General features: G+C 39.6%; 19 protein-coding genes. 11 read left to right on the forward strand and 8 right to left on the reverse strand.

Going from position 1 to position 19,090, the window contains the following annotated elements; translation table 11 throughout:
- Positions 1-87 precede the first annotated feature (87 nt).
- Together AB6E85_RS06785 and mutM are read left to right on the forward strand one after the other, a co-directional pair.
- Positions 88-648 (forward strand): hypothetical protein, encoded by a 561-nt coding sequence (locus tag AB6E85_RS06785; protein WP_372141953.1) that lies wholly within the window; start codon positions 88-90, stop codon positions 646-648.
- Between the two features lie 2 nt (positions 649-650).
- Positions 651-1,460: a bifunctional DNA-formamidopyrimidine glycosylase/DNA-(apurinic or apyrimidinic site) lyase gene (gene mutM / locus AB6E85_RS06790; RefSeq protein WP_372141954.1), complete on the forward strand. Its 810-nt coding sequence runs from the start codon at positions 651-653 to the stop codon at positions 1,458-1,460.
- Between the two features lie 23 nt (positions 1,461-1,483).
- Here mutM and AB6E85_RS06795 read toward each other — a convergent pair whose 3' ends face one another.
- From AB6E85_RS06795 to AB6E85_RS06815, 5 genes are read right to left on the reverse strand one after another with little or no spacing between them, the layout of a single operon-like run.
- Positions 1,484-2,407: a glycosyl transferase family 90 gene (locus tag AB6E85_RS06795; RefSeq protein ID WP_372141956.1), complete on the reverse strand. Its 924-nt coding sequence runs from the start codon at positions 2,405-2,407 to the stop codon at positions 1,484-1,486.
- Positions 2,404-2,883, reverse strand: a complete 480-nt coding sequence (coaD, locus tag AB6E85_RS06800; protein WP_372141958.1) for a pantetheine-phosphate adenylyltransferase — start codon at positions 2,881-2,883, stop codon at positions 2,404-2,406. Before coaD ends, AB6E85_RS06795 begins: the two co-directional genes overlap by 4 nt.
- A complete protein-coding gene (locus AB6E85_RS06805; RefSeq protein WP_372141959.1) occupies positions 2,880-3,911 on the reverse strand; it encodes a glycosyltransferase family 4 protein in 1,032 nt (343 codons plus the stop codon). Before AB6E85_RS06805 ends, coaD begins: the two co-directional genes overlap by 4 nt.
- 11 nt (positions 3,912-3,922) lie before the next feature.
- Positions 3,923-4,696: a glycosyltransferase family 2 protein gene (locus AB6E85_RS06810; RefSeq protein ID WP_372084420.1), complete on the reverse strand. Its 774-nt coding sequence runs from the start codon at positions 4,694-4,696 to the stop codon at positions 3,923-3,925.
- 38 nt (positions 4,697-4,734) lie between these two features.
- Positions 4,735-5,790: a glycosyltransferase family 9 protein gene (locus AB6E85_RS06815; RefSeq protein WP_372141960.1), complete on the reverse strand. Its 1,056-nt coding sequence runs from the start codon at positions 5,788-5,790 to the stop codon at positions 4,735-4,737.
- Between the two features lie 369 nt (positions 5,791-6,159).
- Between AB6E85_RS06815 and AB6E85_RS06820 the strand changes: the two genes are divergently transcribed.
- From AB6E85_RS06820 to pseI, 9 genes are all read left to right on the forward strand, one after another.
- Positions 6,160-6,867, forward strand: coding sequence for a 3-deoxy-D-manno-octulosonic acid kinase (locus AB6E85_RS06820; protein WP_372141961.1), 708 nt, complete (start codon positions 6,160-6,162; stop codon positions 6,865-6,867).
- A 133-nt stretch (positions 6,868-7,000) separates the two neighbouring features.
- Positions 7,001-8,014, forward strand: coding sequence for a UDP-N-acetylglucosamine 4,6-dehydratase (inverting) (pseB, locus tag AB6E85_RS06825; protein ID WP_372141963.1), 1,014 nt, complete (start codon positions 7,001-7,003; stop codon positions 8,012-8,014).
- Positions 8,011-9,186, forward strand: a complete 1,176-nt coding sequence (pseC, locus tag AB6E85_RS06830; protein ID WP_372141964.1) for a UDP-4-amino-4,6-dideoxy-N-acetyl-beta-L-altrosamine transaminase — start codon at positions 8,011-8,013, stop codon at positions 9,184-9,186. Before pseB ends, pseC begins: the two co-directional genes overlap by 4 nt.
- Complete coding sequence (gene pseF / locus AB6E85_RS06835) at positions 9,186-9,878, forward strand: pseudaminic acid cytidylyltransferase (RefSeq protein ID WP_372141966.1); 693 nt, start codon at positions 9,186-9,188, stop codon at positions 9,876-9,878. Before pseC ends, pseF begins: the two co-directional genes overlap by 1 nt.
- Positions 9,875-10,954, forward strand: a complete 1,080-nt coding sequence (gene pseG / locus AB6E85_RS06840; protein ID WP_372141968.1) for a UDP-2,4-diacetamido-2,4,6-trideoxy-beta-L-altropyranose hydrolase — start codon at positions 9,875-9,877, stop codon at positions 10,952-10,954. Before pseF ends, pseG begins: the two co-directional genes overlap by 4 nt.
- Positions 10,947-12,086, forward strand: coding sequence for a pyridoxal phosphate-dependent aminotransferase (locus AB6E85_RS06845; RefSeq protein WP_372141969.1), 1,140 nt, complete (start codon positions 10,947-10,949; stop codon positions 12,084-12,086). Before pseG ends, AB6E85_RS06845 begins: the two co-directional genes overlap by 8 nt.
- Positions 12,087-12,089: 3 nt before the next feature.
- Positions 12,090-13,292 (forward strand): acetyl-CoA carboxylase biotin carboxylase subunit family protein, encoded by a 1,203-nt coding sequence (locus AB6E85_RS06850; RefSeq protein ID WP_372141970.1) that lies wholly within the window; start codon positions 12,090-12,092, stop codon positions 13,290-13,292.
- Positions 13,282-14,094, forward strand: coding sequence for an amidohydrolase family protein (locus AB6E85_RS06855; RefSeq protein WP_248873025.1), 813 nt, complete (start codon positions 13,282-13,284; stop codon positions 14,092-14,094). The genes AB6E85_RS06850 and AB6E85_RS06855 overlap by 11 nt, the downstream gene beginning before the upstream one ends.
- Complete coding sequence (gene pseI / locus AB6E85_RS06860) at positions 14,087-15,139, forward strand: pseudaminic acid synthase (protein ID WP_248873024.1); 1,053 nt, start codon at positions 14,087-14,089, stop codon at positions 15,137-15,139. Before AB6E85_RS06855 ends, pseI begins: the two co-directional genes overlap by 8 nt.
- Before the next feature lie 28 nt (positions 15,140-15,167).
- Here pseI and AB6E85_RS06865 read toward each other — a convergent pair whose 3' ends face one another.
- The 3 genes from AB6E85_RS06865 to AB6E85_RS06875 are packed head-to-tail and all read right to left on the reverse strand — an operon-like array spanning position 15,168 to position 19,090.
- Positions 15,168-16,166: a glycosyltransferase 52 family protein gene (locus AB6E85_RS06865; protein WP_372141972.1), complete on the reverse strand. Its 999-nt coding sequence runs from the start codon at positions 16,164-16,166 to the stop codon at positions 15,168-15,170.
- 60 nt (positions 16,167-16,226) lie between these two features.
- Complete coding sequence (locus AB6E85_RS06870; protein ID WP_372141974.1) at positions 16,227-17,498, reverse strand: hypothetical protein; 1,272 nt, start codon at positions 17,496-17,498, stop codon at positions 16,227-16,229.
- Positions 17,499-17,539: 41 nt separating this feature from the next.
- Positions 17,540-19,090, reverse strand: coding sequence for an N-acetylneuraminate synthase family protein (locus AB6E85_RS06875; protein ID WP_372141976.1), 1,551 nt, complete (start codon positions 19,088-19,090; stop codon positions 17,540-17,542).

The raw sequence follows: 19,090 nt of genomic DNA on the forward strand, positions 1-19,090 counted from the left end.
CTGATAGATAGAAAACCGCGTAACATAGAAAGTACTGCCACTTTCACGATATACTGATTACTCAATAGGTTAGATGAGCAGAATCAGATGAGATATCGTGGACGCCGGTGGAACAACATACTCATGTTCAGTGTGATCGCTTTTATTGGCGTGTTAAACCTTCCAACATTGATCAAAGCGTACCTTATCGAACCTGAGCCTCAGGTTGATAGCCCTTATCCTTATCTCCTGAATCCAAAAGCAGAGCTTCAAGCGTTGCACTTTACTAAGTGGTCTGTCATTCAACAAGATAATCAATGGGTTTACCAGTTCAAAGGTACAGACTTCCCTCAAGCTACCAATGCACAAGAGCTGTCACAACGTTGGAAAGAGCTTGTGGGTACGGAAGTCGACTCACAGACCTACACAGACCTTACGCCTCGGTTAAATACACCACACACCATCGAAGTATGGTATGAAGACCAAGAAGAGCCCCAGCGTATTACCTATTATCAATTGCCTGAGTTCTGGTTGTTAAAAAACTGGAATGATCAGTGGTTGGCGGTGTCTATCGAAGAGAGCTACCTGTTTCCAAGTTTTAGCTCGAAACCTTCATTTAAATCAGACAAGCTATCTATATCAGACAAACCACCTAAATCGGACGACTGACTATGCCTGAATTACCCGAAGTCGAAGTAAGCCGCATGGGGATCTCGCCTCATTTAGTCGGTGAGACCATTAAAACGCTTACCTTTCGCACGCCGAAGCTGCGTTGGGATATCCCACAAGAGCTAAAAGCATTAGAAGGGCAGGTGATTCGCTCTATCTCGCGTCGCGCAAAGTACTTATTGATTGAGACGGATACTGGCACTGCCATTGTTCACCTTGGTATGTCTGGCTCACTGCGCGTATTAGATGCCGATTTCCCGGCAGCCAAACACGATCATGTGGATCTTAAGCTCACCAACGGCAAAGTGCTGCGTTATAACGACCCTCGCCGCTTTGGTGCGTGGTTATGGTCTGCTCCTGACGAAACTCATCCTGTGCTACTGGGATCTGGCCCTGAGCCGCTCACTGACGACTTCAATGCCGACTACATAACTGAGAAGGCAGAAAAACGCAAAGTTGCCGTAAAGCAATTCATCATGGACAACAAAGTGGTGGTGGGTGTCGGAAATATCTACGCCAACGAAGCGCTATTTGCTTCACGTATTAGTCCTTTGCGCTCGGCAAGTAAAGTGACAAAAGAAGAGTGGGCCTTGTTAACCAAAGAGATCAAACAAGTGCTCGCTACCGCCATCAAGCAAGGCGGTACTACCCTAAAAGATTTCGCACAAGCAGATGGCAAGCCGGGGTATTTTGCTCAAGAACTGCAAGTTTATGGCAAAGCAGGCGAAAAATGCCCTAACTGTGAAGCTCTGATTCAAGAGCTTAAAATAGGGCAGCGCAATACGTTTTTTTGCAAGGAATGTCAGAAATAGTGCTTGAGAGGGAAGAGGGCTGGTTATATTTGTCCTGATTTCTCGAAGTATTTCTTTGCGACCAATAATGAAATTAGACGCTCTCGCTTTTGGTCTCGGAACTGGTCGACCCATGCGTGTGAGTTTTTGATAATGCTTTCAGCTTCTTCTGGGTGTGCGATGTAGTACTCCATTTTTTCAATTAAGTCAGAGTAATCATCTGCAACTTCGACGTAATGAATCCCTGCTTCGAGCCGCCCTTCCATAAACCAAGTCTCATATTTCGGCTTTGACATGATCACGAGAGAGTTAGAAGACATTGCCCATTTAAGGTTTGTAGCAACATCATTTCCTTCTATCGCCAAAACGAATTTACACTCGAGTTGCTGCTCGACAGATAAAAAGCCTTTCTCCCAAGGAGAATCTTCAATTGGGTGTGTTCTCCCTATATCGCACATCGGATGACTGTGAAACTGTTCTAAGACGACCTTTCGATGTTTTTTCTGACCGGCGCCTCGCCAGACTGCAATATCTTTCTTTTGTCTATAAGAAAGTTTGTCATCAATAAAATAGAAATGGCGTACTTCATTTAGTTTCAGCAATACAGCGTTTTTATTACCTTCAATTACCGGGCGACTTTTTAGAAAGCAAGGATGATCTGGAATATGACGAATGTCCCCATTCAAAAACTGAAAAAAATGCTTTGATGGAAAAGACTTCACAACTTTATGAAGATCAAAGTAATACGTAGTTCCGCCAATCTTTTTATATTCTCCCACGTAAGTAGACTCGCTCTCAGGCAGTTTGAACGGTGTATCAAGCTTGTTGTAGTAATCGACTCTATCTCGGATGTAAGAGTTTAATGGTGTTGCCTGTATGAGGCTGTTAGCCAGTGTTCTTCGGATCGTATTTGGTACCAAGACCTGAAGGCCATTAGATAAGTAGTATTTGAATTTTCTAAAACTCATTGGGCCACCTTTTTCTTGATAGCTATGTGAACACATTTCGGTACAAACTGTTCCACATCTCCACCATGGATTGCCACTTCGCGGACGATGGTTGAAGATAGGAAGGCGTACTCTTCTGCTGGTGTTAGGAACACGCTTTCAACGCCAGGCAATAATTTACGATACATGCTTGTTAGGCTAAACTCATATTCAAAATCGACAGTTGTTCTTAATCCTCGCACCAATATATTTGCTTTTTGATCGCGTGCAAAATCAACGAGCAAACCACAAAAACCAGCTGTCGATACATTACTTAAATGTGCGGTTGATTCTTCAACTAGTTTTACGCGCTCTTCCAGACTAAAAAGTGTTTTTTTAGAAGGGCTTGCCGCGACACCAATAACAATTTGGTCAAACATGTTTGCAGCACGCGTGATGATATCCAGGTGGCCGTTAGTGATTGGATCGAACGTTCCAGGGTATATGACTTTTTTCATCGTAAAGCTTTCTCGTAAACGTCTACGTATTGATTAGCAGTGTAGTTGATATCAAACAACTTCAGCTTCTCTTGCCCTTTGGTGATGAAGTCTTGTTTAAGCTTTTCATCTTGTGCTACTTTCATTATTGCATTCGATAACTCTTGTGCATTACCTGGCTCTACAAGTAAGCCGTTGGAGTTGTGGTCAATAATATCAGGGATGCCACCTGCACTAGTGCCTATAACAGGCAAACCAGAACCCATGCCTTCTAAAATGACAGAACCAAGCCCCTCGGTATAGGAAGGGTGCACTTGCAAATCTGCCGCGGCAAACCAGTCGCCCATGTTGCTTTGTTTGCCCTCGAAACTGATGTTAGTCAGACCTTTGGCTTGTAACTCAAGTGCTTGTCTCTCTGAGCCATCACCTAGCAAACAAAAATGGATAAAGGGTGCTGACTTCTCCAATAGTCTTGCTGTGTCGACAGTGACATTGAAACCTTTATGTTTCAGCATGTTTGCTCCATGTATCACTACAAACTTGTCTGCGAAGCGGTCTTTAATTGCTTGTACAGCGAGTGCGTCAACAGGGTATGTAACTGGTGAACTTGGGATTTTGTATGTTACTGAGGTTGGGTAAGCATCTTTCACTCTCTGAACTATTTCAGTACTTAAACCTATTACAGCGGATGCTTTTGAATAGGCTAAGTTTGCCAGCCATTTCTTTTTCAATGCGTTATCTATTCGGCGAGTAACAATATATGGTTTTCCGTAAAGCATATGTTGAATCAAAGCCCAATAGATAGCTCGCCCTTCATGCACATGGATCAAAGCACAGTCGTTGGTAATAGACTTTGAGTGTACTTTGGTAAAATGGTTAGCCAATACCACTTTAACACCTAGCGCTTTTATCGCATCGACGAAAGGGCTCTTCGGGTTTGCAACGACAGTCAGTTGATAGCCGAGCTTTACTTGCTGCTTAATGAGCTGCAGTGTCTGGTTCTCGCCGCCATGGTATCCAGAAGCTAAGTTAACGTGGCAAATGTTCATGTTATTGCTCTTTAATTGTGTTTTTTGACGTAATCACGCAACCACAGATCGGCATAGCGAGTGAAGGTTGTGTTTGCACTCAGTACAGCAAGTAAAAAACCATGTCGACCATCTAAGAAGCCACGTTTAATAATGTACATTTTGAAGAAACGGAAGAAGCCGTGTGTAAATGCGCTAAAAAGTGAGGCCGACTTTTTACCTTCACGTTGATCTGCCCAAGATTGCATATACAGTTGGGTTTTACGCGTGTACTCGCCCAATTTTTCGTAAGTAAAATGCTTCAATCGGCCATTCAATGAAACTACTTTAAAGCCATCGGGAATCACAACGCTTTCGTGAACTAGCGCATCGTTATATTTCGTTTCTGATGTTTTGTATAAACGTACAACCCAATCAGGTGACCAGCCTGAGTAACGAATCTCTTTAGCAAAGGCTGTTGTCAGTCGGTTCACACGATAAATGTTTTTATCTCTGTGTTGGCTGATTGCATTGAGTATACCTTTACGTAATTCATCTGTGACACGTTCATCGGCATCAAGCCAAAGTATAAAATCTGATTCTACATAGTTTTGAGCAAGTTGACGCTGTTTACCAAACCCAGGCCATTCTAAATTGGTGTAAAACTTATCGGTATATTGCCTAGCGATTTCTTCAGTGCTGTCAGTACTACCTGAATCTAGAAGAACAATCTCATCGACCCAATCTTTTACTGTGTCTAGACAAGCTTTAAGGTGCTTCTCTTCATTTTTTACGATTAAGGCAACGGCTAAAGTGGGTTTAGACAAGGTAGATTCCTTCTTGAACACTATTCTAAAGGTAGAGTTTACAGGTATTGCGGATACAAATCTTCGACAACTTGATCAAACATAGTCACAACGCTATCGCTGGAAATCCTGTCCATTGCCTTTTCATCTTTTGCTCGAGTTCGCCAACCTAATTCTTGACTATTTTTTCCCGTTTCTGCAAAGATAACTTCTTCATAGACAGATACGGCATACTTCAAGTAGTTATAAGGACCTACACGAATAGGGTTATGGTGGGCATATAAGCCAATAATTGGCGTTTTCATCGCACTTGCCATATGAGCTGGACCAGTATCTGGGGCAATAACAATATCCACTAAGTCTATCAACGATAACATTTGCATGATGGAGCTTTCACCAACCAAGTTTAAACAAGGCTCTTGAAGTAGTGTTTGAATATCGCTGGCTAGGTCAACTTCTATCTTTGCTGGGCTACCTGCCAGGATGACGTTCCAGCCATTATTTCGCGCATGATTAATGACATCGACATAGCCTTCAGCATTCCAGTTCTTGTATGCTTTACTCGCTCCGGGAACCAATAATAAGTTGGGTTTCTCTGAGTCTAGTTTTGTTTCCGCCCAAGCCTTGTCCTCTTCAGAATAAGACAAAGACCAAGATAGCTCAGATTGAGGTACACCAATTTTATGAGCAAATGCCATTAGACCATCGGCGACATGAAGAGACGCTGGAGAAGGCACTTTGACGTTGGTGAACAACGTTTGAAAATCTTGGCTGCGTTCAGGGGAGAACCCCAGCTTATACTTTGCGTTAATACCCAAGGTAGCTACACTTGCTCGAATCGCATATTGCATATGAAGCAAGGCATCAAATTTTCGATCCCCTAGCTGCTTCCACAGAGCTTTATAGCCTTCAATTCCACGCTTCTTATCAAAAACAATCACTTCAATGCCATCTATCGCTTTGAGTAGTTGAGCTTCTAGCTTACCTGTAATCCAGGTTATTTTAGTGTCTGGCCATTGTTTTTGAATCGCTTGGGCTGTGGCGATGGTGTTGCATACGTCACCAAGTGCAGATAAACGCAATATACAAAGTGAAGACGGGGTTGAAGTGAGCATAGTTATTGTCTGATTCGATAAATAGGTGCATGTAAATTATGCAGACATCCCTGAGAAATGTAAAATACACAGCTGCTATACTGAGTGCTAATGAGTTCTTTATTATGTTAGAAACAAAGTGATTGTAGGCATCGAACTCGGTAAATGAGTAATACAAGCTTAATATGTATTATCAAAGCAACTGGATACTATGCAGGTGTGAGCTGGGCTTAAGAGTTAAATAGTTTTGTATGGAGTCGCACACTACAAGTTTATTGAGAATTATTAGTCCTGTTGATTATCATAGTGCCCCAAAATTTATTAGATTTACAGGTAGTATACTGTGATTAACATTTATCTATATTTACATAAACCGCGAGTGTTGATGTCATGATTCAGAGTTATCGACAAGATAATCGTATGATTTGGTTTGATGATGAAATCATTCAAGATCCTTCGCTACAATTGTTCGATGTTGCCTATTGGCAAGATCAAAAAAAAGTTCTGGGCAGTGCTTCAGGGCGAGGAACTACTTGGTTTGTTCAGCTTGATACAATGCAAGCTGCCCTTCGTCATTATCGCCGTGGTGGTTTGTTTGGCAAACTTGTGAAAGAAGATTACTGGTTCTCCGGATGGGAGCAAACTCGTAGCGCTCAAGAACTTAACCTGCTTCTGACTTTGATTGAATCTGGGGTTAGCGTACCTCGCCCTATAGCCGCCAGAGCGGTAAAAAATGGTTTAACCTATCAAGCGGACCTTTTGAGTGAAAGAATTCCTAATGCCAGAGATTTGGTTAGTATTTTGCGTGAAAAACCATTGTCACAAGATATGTATCAGAAAATAGGGCAAGAAATTGCCAAGATGCATAATGCTAATGTGAACCACACTGACTTGAACATTCATAACATCTTAATTGATGAACAAGAAAAGGTGTGGATTATCGATTTCGATAAGTGTTCTCAACAGGAGCATGGTGAGTGGAAAATGCAAAATTTAGAGAGATTAAGGCGCTCTTTTGAGAAAGAGCTAAATAATAGAAAAATTCATTGGCATCCAGCAGATTTTGAAACTTTAGTTAGCCCGATTACTACTTCGTAGGCTAGCATTTTAGAATACTGTTTAGGCGGTTTCACCTAGTGCAAGAGGTGGGGGGAAGTGCTAGCATATCGCAATTATCATCCAATACTATTTGAGGTACAGGCTTTAGGCCTGAGCGGAGAAGAACAATATTATGTTGAATTCAAAAACGGTCCTAATCACAGGTGGCACGGGTTCATTTGGCAAGCAGTTTATTAAAACAATCTTAGAGCGTTACTCTGAAGTAAAAAAGATCATTATCTTTTCTCGTGATGAGCTGAAGCAGTTTGAAATCAAGCAGCAATATCCACACAAGGACTTTCCTCAATTACGTTTTTTTATTGGTGACGTGCGTGACCGTGAGCGCATGATACAGGCGTGTGAAGGTGTTGATGTAATTATTCACGCGGCGGCAATTAAACAGGTCGATACAGCAGAATACAACCCGACAGAATGTATTAGAACGAATGTTGATGGTGCAGAAAATGTAATCAATGCTGCATTAAAGTGTGGTGTCAAAGATGTTGTAGCACTTTCTACCGATAAAGCTTGTGCACCAATCAATCTGTACGGGGCAACAAAACTGGCTTCAGATAAGCTGTTTGCTGCTGCGAACAATATTAAAGGTTCGAAAGATATTCGTTTTAGTGTAGTTCGTTACGGCAATGTGATGGGCTCTCGTGGCTCTGTTATTCCATTCTTCATGCAAAAGAAAGAAGAAGGCGTTTTACCGATTACCCATGAAGAGATGACCCGCTTTAATATCTCTCTTCAAGATGGTGTCAATATGGTGATGTATGCACTGGAAAACCACCTAGGAGGGGAGATTTTCGTACCAAAAATTCCATCATATAAAATCTTAGATATCGCAGAAGCGATTGCTCCAGGAATTGAAACAAAAGTAGTTGGTATTCGTCCAGGTGAGAAGCTACATGAAGAAATGATTACTGACACTGACTCTCTTAATACGATTGATCTAGGTCGTTATTACGCGATTCTACCTTCTGTTTCATTCACTTATACAGAAAAAGAGTATATGGACCATCATAAAGCTGAAAAAGTGCCGTTTGGCTTTAAATACAACTCAGGCACCAATACTGAGTGGGAAACGATTGAAGGTCTACGCGACCTAATCAAAGAACATGTTGACCCTAAATTTACAGTGTGAGTAAAACAGTGATTCCATACGGCAAGCAAGATATCAGTCAGCAAGACATCGATAGTGTAGTTGATGTTCTTAAATCTGATTTCCTAACTCAGGGACCACAAGTTCCTGCGTTTGAAAAAGCGTTAACAGAACATACTGGTGCTCAGTATGCGTTAGCAGTGAATAGTGCAACCTCTGCTCTACATATTGCTAGTCTCGCTTTGGGTTTAGGCAAAGGAGATTGGCTTTGGACATCTCCTATTACTTTTGTAGCATCAGCAAATTGTGGCTTGTACTGCGGTGCGCAAGTAGATTTCGTCGACATTGATCCTAAGACGTACAACATGTGTCCTAAACATCTTGAAGAGAAGTTAATTAAAGCAAAAGCCGAAGGCAAGCTGCCAAAGGTCGTTGTACCAGTGCATTTGTGCGGGCAGCCATGTGATATGGGCGCTATTGGTAAGTTAGCCAAAGAGTACGGCTTTAAGCTTATTGAAGATGCTTCGCATGCGATTGGCGGCCGATATCAAGACCAACCGATTGGTAATTGCGAACATTCAGATATCACGGTGTTTAGTTTCCATCCAGTAAAGATTGTGACTACTGCCGAAGGTGGTGCTGCTCTTACTAATAGTAAAGAACTTTCTGATAAAATGGCGTTGCTGCGTAGTCATGGTATTACGCGTGATCCAGAGTTGATGCGTGGTGAGTCTCACGGTGGTTGGTATTACCAACAACTTGATCTTGGATTCAATTATCGCATGACCGAGCTGCAAGCTGCGTTGGGTGTAAGTCAAATGAAGCGCTTGAATGAGTTTGTTTCTGCTCGTCATGAGTTAGCACAAGGTTATTATACTAGGTTAGAGAACCTGCCATTAATCCTGCCTTATCAGCTTCCTGATACCTATTCGGGATTGCACTTATTTGTTATTCGTTTGAAACTGGACGACATATCGCTCAGTCACCCACAAGTGTTTGATACGTTGCGCAAGCGCGGTGTTGGTGTGAATCTGCACTATATCCCGGTGCATATACAGCCTTACTATCAAGACTTAGGTTTCTCTGAAGGTGACTTCCCAGAGTCAGAACAGTATTATTGTGAAGCGATTTCTTTACCTATGTTCCATGGGATGACGGAAGAGCAACAGAATACCGTTGTGGAAGTATTAACTGATATTCTAAAAGGTGAATAATGAAAATAGCGATTATTCCGGCTCGTGGGGGTAGCAAACGCATCCCACGAAAAAATATTAAAGATTTTAACGGAAAGCCGATCATTGCGTACTCTATAGAAGCCGCATTGGCATCTGGATGCTTCGATAAGGTCATCGTATCAACAGATGATGATGAAATTGCAGCTGTAGCTGTATCCTATGGTGCAGCTGTGCCTTTCATTCGCCCTAGTGAGTTATCTGATGATTATGCAACTACAGCAGCAGTTATTGAGCATGCTCTAAAGTACTTTGAGTCCGAAGGCTATTCGGTAAAGTATTTATGTTGTATCTACCCTACAGCACCACTGATATCAAGTAACGATATTAGTCGTTCATTTAGAGAGCTTGAAGAATCAAACGCACACTTTTGCTTTCCTGTTTGTTCCTTTGCTTACCCTATCCAAAGAGCTCTAAAGCTTAATCAAGAGAATCGTGTCCAAATGTTTCAACCGGAACACCTAAATACACGATCTCAAGATTTAGAAGAGGGCTATCATGATACTGGGCTTTTCTATTGGGGAAGAGCAGAGTCATTTCTTGATGGTATACCTGTATTTTCTGAACAATCAATCCCTTACTTGATACCGCGCTACAGGGTGATTGACATAGATAATCCTGAAGATTGGGATATTGCCTTAAAGCTCTTTAGTGCTTTTAAGGAAGTTAATTGAAAATTGCTATCCGAGTAGATTGTTCTAATGAGATTGGAATGGGACATATTATGCGTTGCTTGGCTATTGCAACAAAAGCGTCTTCACTCGGGCATGATGTTTTATTCATTGGGAATGACATACCCTCAACATTTGTAGAAAGAATAATAAATTCAGGCTGTAAGGTAGATAGTTTTGCTTTGTCGGTAAACGAAACCAGCAGCTCTAATCTCAAGCATAGTAATTGGTTGAAGGGGGGAACGTATTGCGATGCTTTAGAAACTTCAAAGGTGATTACGAAGTATTTTGGTATTGCTGATTGGTTGATTGTTGACCATTACGGTATAGATATAGAGTGGGAAAGTAAACTTAGACGTTCAGTTAGAAACATCGCAGTTATTGATGATCTAGCAGACCGAGAACATGATGCAGATCTATTACTTGATCAAAACATATATGACGGTTGGTCAACCAAATATAAAAAACTTACTCCAAGTGATTGTAAGTTGTTGGTGGGTAGCTCTTACATCTTGTTAAGAGATGAGTTTATTTCTTTATCTCCTCTTCCCATAGGTGCTAGGCGTCGTGATCTTATTATATTTATGGGTGGTGGTGATGAGTTTAATTACACAGGAAAGCTCCTCGAACTTCTCATAGAAAGTGACAACCGAGACAAATTAAAAGTTGATGTCATCATCGGGCCAATAAATTCACATAAAAATAATGTGGAAAGATTAATGCAATTTTTACCCCATGGGCGCTTATTTGTAAATCCCACTAATATAGCAGAACTATACCTCAACTCGCGATTAGCCATAGGAGCTCCTGGCGGTTCTACTTGGGAGCGTTGTTGTTTGGGAGTGCCTAGTGTATTAGTCGCTATTGCGGATAATCAGTTACGAGTTGGTCGATTTTTGGATAACGAAGGCATTGCTTGGTTGGCATGCTCTGTAGAGCAAGCCATCACAAGGTATTATGAAGTTAGTCATGATGCTGCTTTGTTGAGCGATTATTCTTGTAGAGCACAATGTTATGTGGATGGAAAAGGTGTAGAGCGTTTTATTACACAGTTGGAAAAGGTATTTAACAATGTTTAGCCGTAAATTAAGTCAGCTTAGAGAAGCAAAGTCTATTGCAATTAATCAAGAAGTCTATGAAAAAAAAAGGAATGGAGAAAAAGTTATAACTCTGTCTTTGGGAGAAGCTTTTTTCGATATTCCAGACTTTGGCTTTGAAACTATCGATTTTGACCGAGGCTATCATTACTCGGATTCTATTGGTTGGCCTGAACTTCGAGAAAATCTCGTGAGCTACATGCAAGAGATTGATAAAGTTTCAGATTTGATAATTGATAACATAATTATCTCTGCGGGCTCAAAGGTTTTAACTTATGCTTCAATGCTAGCTGTGTTGAACGATGGCGATGAAGTTTTGCTACATGAGCCTGCGTGGCTAAGTTACGAGGACCAGGCAACTCTGTGTTCCGCTAAAACTACATATATTCCATACACAGTATCTATTAATGAATTCGAAGACTATTTTACTGAAAATAGTAAATTGGTTGTGATTAATAATCCTAATAATCCAGCTGGATGGGTTTATGATGAAGAAGGTTTACGTTACCTAATTCAAGCAGCTAAAAAGCGTGATATTTATGTGCTCGTAGATGAAGCATACAGTAATTTTGTACGTTCAAATAGTGGCTTTATTTCTGCATGTAATTGGGTTAATGAATTTGATAACTTAATTGTTGTTAATTCTATGTCGAAAAACTTTGGTATGTCAGGTTGGAGAGTTGGCTATCTTGTGGCTAATCGAGAGCTTGTTAAACAAGTTGTTAAGCTCAACCAACACATAATAACCTGCGCACCAACACCATTACAGATGTATTTAGCGAAGTACTTGAGAGATATCCATAAAGTATGCACCAAAGAAATTGAAAAACTTCTTAATAAGCGTGACCATGTTGTTGAACTATTTAAAAAGTACGATCTAAAAACATTGCCTGGTTCTAGTACTTTTTACTTCTTTGTAGATATTTCAGAGAGTGGAAAATCCTCTGAAGAGTTTTCTTTAGAGTTACTTAACAAGAATAATATTGCTGTAGTTCCCGGTAGCGCATACGGACGCACTACAGATGGATTTATTCGATTGTCTTTTGGAACAGAGAGTCTGGCTGATATCGAATATGCAGTAAAGACGATCTCTCAGAGTTGCAAGGGGTTATAAGCAATGTCCAGATGGGTTGTACATATTGGGGCTGGACGTTGGCAATTAGCTGCGATTACGGCAACAAAAAAAAGAGGTTATCTAACTTTAGCTGTCGATGGCAATGATAAAGCTGAGGGTCTAGAGCTTGCGGATGAGGCTTTAGTTGTAGATATAACCGATGAGCAAAAAACACTAAGGGCAGTCATTAAGTTTTTTGAAAAACAAGGTATTTCTCCAAAAGGAGTTCTATGTATCGCTAGTGAAGCTGGACAATTATCTGCTGCTCTAATCCGAGACCATTATGACCTCCCTGGATTAAACTTCGAAATGGCAAAAAAACTTACAGATAAGTCATTACAGAGAAGCTTTTGGAGTTCAGAACCTTTTTCCCCAGAATTTGTCATTATTGACTTGGAGAAGAGATTTGAAATTCCAGTGGATTTACAGTTTGAACCGGTAATCGTCAAGCCAGTGGATTCAGCTGGAAGTCGAGGGATCACTGTAATCAAGGAGCCTAACGCGCAGGCTTTGGAAAACGCTATTAAGTTTGCTACTGATTATTCTAAATCTAAAAAAGCCATTGTTGAACGTTACATTGACGGGCAAGAATACACACTCGAAAGTATTGTTGTTGATGGTCAGACTTATCCTCTAGTTATCACTGAAAAGCATAAAGTTCACGGCACAAACGGTACTGTGGCTAACAAGCTAGCTTCAGCTAACCTAAGTGACGTTATGTCAAAGAGAATTGTTGATACAGTGTCAAAAGGGCATAAGCTGTTGGAATACAGAAATGGTGTCAGTCATGCCGAGGTTATTGTTGATGAGTGCGAGCAAGTTTGGATTGTCGAGATTGCGGGGCGAGGAGCTGGCTTTGCCGTTTCAGAAAAATACATTGAGTTTTGTACCGGCTACCCTTATTTAAAAACAAGCATCGATTTTTCACTCTCCGATAATATAGATGCGCCAACAAAGTTAGAGGTTTTACCAAGTTGTATTCGTTTTTTTGAGAGCATTGAAGGCACTTTAGAAGAGTTTTATATCCCTTCGATTGAAAATGTAGAAAGTGCGAGCCTTTTTGAAAAAGGTACGGTGATGAAACAGGCTACTACTGATGCTGATCGAATGGGATATGCTATGGTGAAAGGTAAAACGCAGCTGAAATATGAAGAATTGCTCAGGAAAGTTGAGGAATCTGTAAAGGTGAAGATCAGTGTTGAATGAGATACGGTTTTTTGATTCTTTGACGCATATTAAAGAAGATGAATCTTGGTATAAAACAGATAAAGTAGCGTCCTATTCAAGGCTTAAAGGGTATTATCAGGACGGGCATGTAGAAAAAGCTATAATAGCTGCCATGCCCGATGATGATTATGATTATATTGGTAATACTGTTAAAAAAGAATTACCTTTTTGTTCGTTAGTCTTTAGTGTAAAAAAAGAGTGGCTCCAACGTTCGGATTGCGAAATCAAGCGCTTATTACTGAACTTGAAGAAGCAATACGGTGCAGTTGGTATTAAGGTTCATCCACGTTTTAGTAGCATTGACATAGAAAGCCCTCAGTTACAAAGGGTTGCTAAATTAGCGGCGTCTGTAGGTCTCATTGTCTACGTCTGTACGATTTTAAGAAAACCTGTAGGTCCTGTAAAAAATACGGTGCACTATCATATAGCTAAATTATGTGAATTGTGTCCGGGTACAAATTTCGTATTTTTGCATGGTGGATATACAGATCTCTTTGCAACGGGTGAAATCATACGTGATTACCCTAATGCAATGTTAGACTTATCATTCACTTTTATGCGTTTTAGAAAGTCCTCTCTTGCGTTAGATGTTGGTTACTTATTTGAAACCTTAGACAAAAAGTTGACAATAGGAACTGATTATCCAGAGTATTCGCCAGTTGAGTTAAAAGAAGAGGTGAAAAAATATATATTATCTCGCGATGATTTGTGCCTGACCAAGGAAAAGTTAGAAAATATCTTCTTTAATAATATTAACAACTTAGTGAATAATTATGAGTAAATGTATTTCGATAGCTGGAAGGAAAATTGGTTTAAATTATCCTCCATATATTATCGCTGAACTATCAGCCAATCATAATGGCGATATTAATCGTGCTTATAAAATAATGGAAGAGGCAAAGAAAGCTGGAGCTGATGCAATAAAGCTACAAAGTTATACAGCTGATACAATAACCCTCGATTGTGATACGGACGATTTTCAAATCATTGGCGGGTTGTGGGGCGGACAAACGCTCTATCAATTGTACAAAGATGCACATATGCCTTGGGATTGGCATAAATTGCTCTTTGATAAGGCCAAGGAATTAGATATTACAATCTTTAGTTCGCCTTTTGATTTTACAGCTGTTGACTTACTAGAAGAGCTTGATGCTCCTGCTTATAAAATTGCCTCGTTTGAAATTGTAGATCTACCTTTGATTCGACGTGTTGCAAAAACGGGTAAGCCAATGATTATATCTACTGGTATGGCTACTCTTGAAGAAGTTACAGCAGCAGTAAATACAGCAAGGGATAACGGTTGTAATGAAATAGTATTGTTACAATGCGTAAGTGGGTACCCTGCACCTGCAGAAGAGTATAATCTCAGGACTATACCGGACTTTTCTTCTCGCTTTGATGTTGTTGCTGGTTTATCTGATCACACATTAGATAACACTACCGCGATAGCAAGTGTTGCCGTGGGGGCATGCGTTATCGAGAAACACGTTACTCTTGATCGTAGCGGGGGAGGACCTGATGATAGCTTTTCACTTGAACCTAAAGAATTGACCGAACTTTGTAAAGCAACATCGGTGGTATGGCAGGCTTTGGGTAAAGTAAGTTACGAACGAAGTGAAGCAGAACGAGGAAATGTTAGAGCTCGCCGCTCTCTTTATGTTACGCAAGATATAAGCGCAGGTGATTTATTTACTGAAGACAACATTCGCAGTGTACGTCCGGGGTTCGGTTTAGAGCCAAAGTATTATGACGAAGTTATAGGTAAGAAGGCAAGTCAAGACTTATCCTTTGGAACTGCGTTAGCAATGAAGCATATAAAAGAATAATTACAAGCTCTCCAAGGGAGAGCTTTTATTATAAATTCATATCTAAAATACCGCTTTCTTTAAAGGTGTTATATACCCTTTTAGTTATAATTGATGTGTTTGGAGAGTTTAAATCTAACTCTGATGCTATATTGTAAATAGGCATTCCATCATAGATGAATATCGCGGTATATTGTGCTGTTGAATTTATTCCCACTAATCCAGATAGCTTTATTTTCTTGTCTATTAATTCGATTTCCAATGGATATTCACTTTCATGATAAGTAATTCCACCTAACGCAATTATTCTGTTTTTTATTTCTATGGTCTCAGTTCGATGGGGGAAGTAAATAATTTCTTTATTGTAATTTTTCTTAAAAGCCTTCAATTCTGAAATGTATTCATCGATAGTTTTCATTCTCTTATGTCCTATAGCTCCTTGACCTATGAAGCCTATAGGAGAATCTTTTGAATATAAATTAGGATAGCCGTAAGAGCTTTTTAAAAATGAAAAGCTATTATTTACTATTTTATGTCGAGCGTTTGGTATATTAAAAATTGTAAATACTTCAAGTTTTTTTGATTGTGGCAAAAGTCCAATAGGTTTACAACCTCTTAATTTTAGTAAGAAGTCTTGCAGTAAACGTTTTCTTTCATAAGGGACTTTAGGTCTTATTAACGTTTCATATTCATGGAGAGTTAATGTCCCATCATCAAAATATACTTCTTTATCTATGTTTAAGTTGCGTAACAATAACTTAGTGCGCCACCCATTATATTCAGCATGGAAAAAATTATTGATTTGTTCTCTATTTGTTATTTTCCAAATTTCTTTTATAACTTTTGGTAGATTTCGAGTTCTATTCTTTCTTGGGATTTTTATTACATGTTCCCAGTCGTTTTCATTAACCAATTTTTTTTGTTGACTTAGGCCAGGCTCAGAGGGTTGCTCAACAAGCAGTAGAATATTATTTTCAGTTTTATAGTGTGATCTTGCTTCGACAGCACATATGTATTGAAAAGGTGATGTTACCAAGAAAAGGTTCAAAATAATGCTCCTGATACCTAATTAATCTCGTAAAATTATACGAGATTGCTGTTTAAAAGGTTAAGAAATTTTAGATTTTATTTTTTTTAAGAATGTTTCGATTTGAATACTTTTCTTAAATATAAATTTCTTAATATTGAAATAGTGTTTGCTTCTATGGCCTGTTACTTCGGTTAATCTCTCATCTATTTCAAGTAGGCTTGCTAACAGGTTATACATTACTTTCCAATCTATAGAGTAGATGCCACTATCCTTAGATTTCTTTTCAGAATAAATCTTGTTTTTTGGGACAAGAATAGTTCTTTGGTCATATGCATTTTCAAAGGTGTAAAGCTGGCCATTTGAATGCAATACCCCTTTTTTGGAAGCAAACATTAGAGGAACCATACTTCCTGCTCCAGAGTTAGCAATGTAAGCATCAGCGCTTAAGGCGTAACCAACTTTGTATTTATAGTCTTTACCAATTAAGTTTACCAATTCAACTTTGTCGTGCGAGCTTAGTTTTGTTGATATCGCATCAAAAACGGCATTGTCACGGGCAATGTCTTTTATGCTATCTGGTATTCCACCGGCAAGACTAGTCCAACCATCGACAAGCACGGTTATGGATGAATAGTGTTTGGATAGCTCTATTGCGATGTTACATAATCCATCTGTTTGTTCTAACCATGAGCGCTTTTGTGCTGTGATGCCAACCCAAAGGGTTAATGAACTTTTACTCTCAATTTTGGCCGAGTTACTTCGGATAAAACTGTGCATCGACTTTGCTGATTTATCATTGTAAAGACTTCCTTTCGTGCAAGGAAATAAATAGCAACCATTTTGATTTGCAATTAGTAGCTCTTTATTACTTGGGAGATCTCGATAAAAGCAGAACTTATCTGTAAAGGCGTACTCATCAATATTATCGATTTCTGATAGGTAGAAATAACTCACAAATTGGTCATAAATATAGTGGTATGGACGCTCTTGCGAGAAGAGGAAGCCTTCAACTTTAGTATTCATACTCTTTAAGTCAAAAAAATCATTAGTATCTTGAAGTAGTTTCTCCAGCTCTGATAACTCGCCAGCACCTAGTGGATTAAATACATCTCCATCACAGATATACCCATCAACCAAGTTATAGATCTGCACTAAATACCAGTGATTTTGTAAGTTCTCATCAGAAAAAAGCAGAATGTTTGCTTTTCTATATCTAGAGCTTTGGCGGCAATATGTAACTATGCTTTTGGTTGGATGTATTAGTTTCAGTTCACCATTTTTAACAGTATCAATTAAAAATATTGCAGCTTGTTGTCGGTCAAAATTGAATAAATCGTTAAAATTATACATATATTAGCTAGCCATAGTGTTTTAGTGCAGTAAGAAAAGATCTAAGACTTTCGGTACTTATGATGCTCTGATGCCAAAACTTTTTTTGTTTCATTCCCCAAGCAAAGTTCAGCCAAACGCATATCATCGACAAACTTTTTGAAATTACCTGTGAGCATGTCAATAGCTACATTGTCAAAGTGAGCCCATGGTGTATTGCCATACTTAACATGTTTTTCAACCATTAAGCCACCTGCCGCAACTGAAAGTTGACAGCACAAAGAGCCAACATCGTGGCTAGAGTAGCCAGGTTTGACTTTAGGGTGTAATTTGCTCAGGTTATGATAATGGCGAACAACAGAGACATTCGCATCTTCATTCATTGTTGGGTAAGACGACACGCATTGAAGCAGATATAAATGTCTACATGCTTTGAACTCTTCGAGGATAAATTCCTCATAGTTTTTATCGGTCATACCCGTAGAAAGCACCACGTCTCCTTTGAAGTCTTTTGCTACCGACTTGAGGAAGTTTGTATGTTCCGAGATCGTCGATGGCAACTTGATTAACTCTGGCTCGAATTGTTTCATAAATTCATAGGAAGGAAGATCCAAAACGGAAGCAAACCAACTAATGCCATATTCTGTACACCACTTGTCAACCATTTTAAACCCAAAAGCGTCTAGCTCTAAACCATGCCTATAGTCTCTGAATGTAGAACCGAATGGTGAAGTGTAAGGTTTTTCCAATTCTTTCTTCGAATAAAAAGTCTCGACATCTCTTTTTTGCAGCTTGATGTAATCAGCGCCTGCTTCCGCTGCTGCTTTTATCATCTTTTGGAGTAATTCAAGATCGCCAAAATGGTTTGTCGTGATTTCTGCTACAATTTTTACTGCATTGGGCCCCCTATAACTGTCATTAGACGAGTCCTTTGCGCATACTTTGCTGAGGTTAGTCTCTCCTTCGATAAGAAAGTTAAACTGCTTGTCACTCATCGAGCTGAAACTTTTTTCGCCCACGTGGTTTACTGTTATCGATAAGTCTGATTCATGAGAGAGTATCAGTTCTAAATAAGATTTTTGATTGTTTAGCAGACTCTCTACATAATCTTGTTCACCAAACTCAATGTGACCACCTGACTTTTTTGAAAAGCCCGTAGAAACAGAAAAATCAAATCCGAGAAGGTAAACATCTAGCTTTTCACGCACGTGGTCAGCACACATATTTGCTAGCTTCAGAGCAGATATTACCGTTGCATCTTCTATGATAAATTTTGAGTCGAAGAATCGGTCTTGAAGTGGACGGGCGTGTTCAGGGTTTTCGTAAACATGTTCTACTTTTACATAATTACCTTCCGGTAATGAGCCTTCATAAGAACTAATATAGAAGTGACATTCTCCGCCTTTATTCTGTAAATAATCATTTACCCAAGCTTGATGATATAGGCCGACATCACCAGCTAGTGCTTTCTCTGAGTCGTTGATATTTACAATAAAAAAGTCATCCAACTTAGTTAAGTCTATGTTATCTAAAGACGGACCTTTACCGATGATCGCTATCTTCTTTTTGCCTGTGAGAGCGAAATATCGGAGTACATCAGTAATATTTGACAT

Origin of the sequence: Vibrio sp. 10N.247.311.51 (genome assembly GCF_041467855.1) — a bacterium.
Classification (GTDB): Bacteria; Pseudomonadota; Gammaproteobacteria; order Enterobacterales; family Vibrionaceae; genus Vibrio; species Vibrio coralliirubri.

Excerpts from the sequence above, each read along its gene's own strand:
- pseF (WP_372141966.1), top strand. The coding sequence starts at position 9,186 with ATGAAAATAGCGATTATTCCGGCTCGTGGGGGTAGCAAACGCATCCCA.
- AB6E85_RS06875 (WP_372141976.1), bottom strand. The coding sequence starts at position 19,090 with ATGTCAAATATTACTGATGTACTCCGATATTTCGCTCTCACAGGCAAA.
- AB6E85_RS06845 (WP_372141969.1), top strand. The coding sequence starts at position 10,947 with ATGTTTAGCCGTAAATTAAGTCAGCTTAGAGAAGCAAAGTCTATTGCA.
- AB6E85_RS06805 (WP_372141959.1), bottom strand. The coding sequence starts at position 3,911 with ATGAACATTTGCCACGTTAACTTAGCTTCTGGATACCATGGCGGCGAG.
- coaD (WP_372141958.1), bottom strand. The coding sequence starts at position 2,883 with ATGAAAAAAGTCATATACCCTGGAACGTTCGATCCAATCACTAACGGC.
- AB6E85_RS06785 (WP_372141953.1), top strand. The coding sequence starts at position 88 with ATGAGATATCGTGGACGCCGGTGGAACAACATACTCATGTTCAGTGTG.
- mutM (WP_372141954.1), top strand. The coding sequence starts at position 651 with ATGCCTGAATTACCCGAAGTCGAAGTAAGCCGCATGGGGATCTCGCCT.
- AB6E85_RS06870 (WP_372141974.1), bottom strand. The coding sequence starts at position 17,498 with ATGTATAATTTTAACGATTTATTCAATTTTGACCGACAACAAGCTGCA.
- AB6E85_RS06815 (WP_372141960.1), bottom strand. The coding sequence starts at position 5,790 with ATGCTCACTTCAACCCCGTCTTCACTTTGTATATTGCGTTTATCTGCA.
- AB6E85_RS06820 (WP_372141961.1), top strand. The coding sequence starts at position 6,160 with ATGATTCAGAGTTATCGACAAGATAATCGTATGATTTGGTTTGATGAT.
- pseI (WP_248873024.1), top strand. The coding sequence starts at position 14,087 with ATGAGTAAATGTATTTCGATAGCTGGAAGGAAAATTGGTTTAAATTAT.
- pseB (WP_372141963.1), top strand. The coding sequence starts at position 7,001 with ATGTTGAATTCAAAAACGGTCCTAATCACAGGTGGCACGGGTTCATTT.
- AB6E85_RS06850 (WP_372141970.1), top strand. The coding sequence starts at position 12,090 with ATGTCCAGATGGGTTGTACATATTGGGGCTGGACGTTGGCAATTAGCT.
- AB6E85_RS06795 (WP_372141956.1), bottom strand. The coding sequence starts at position 2,407 with ATGAGTTTTAGAAAATTCAAATACTACTTATCTAATGGCCTTCAGGTC.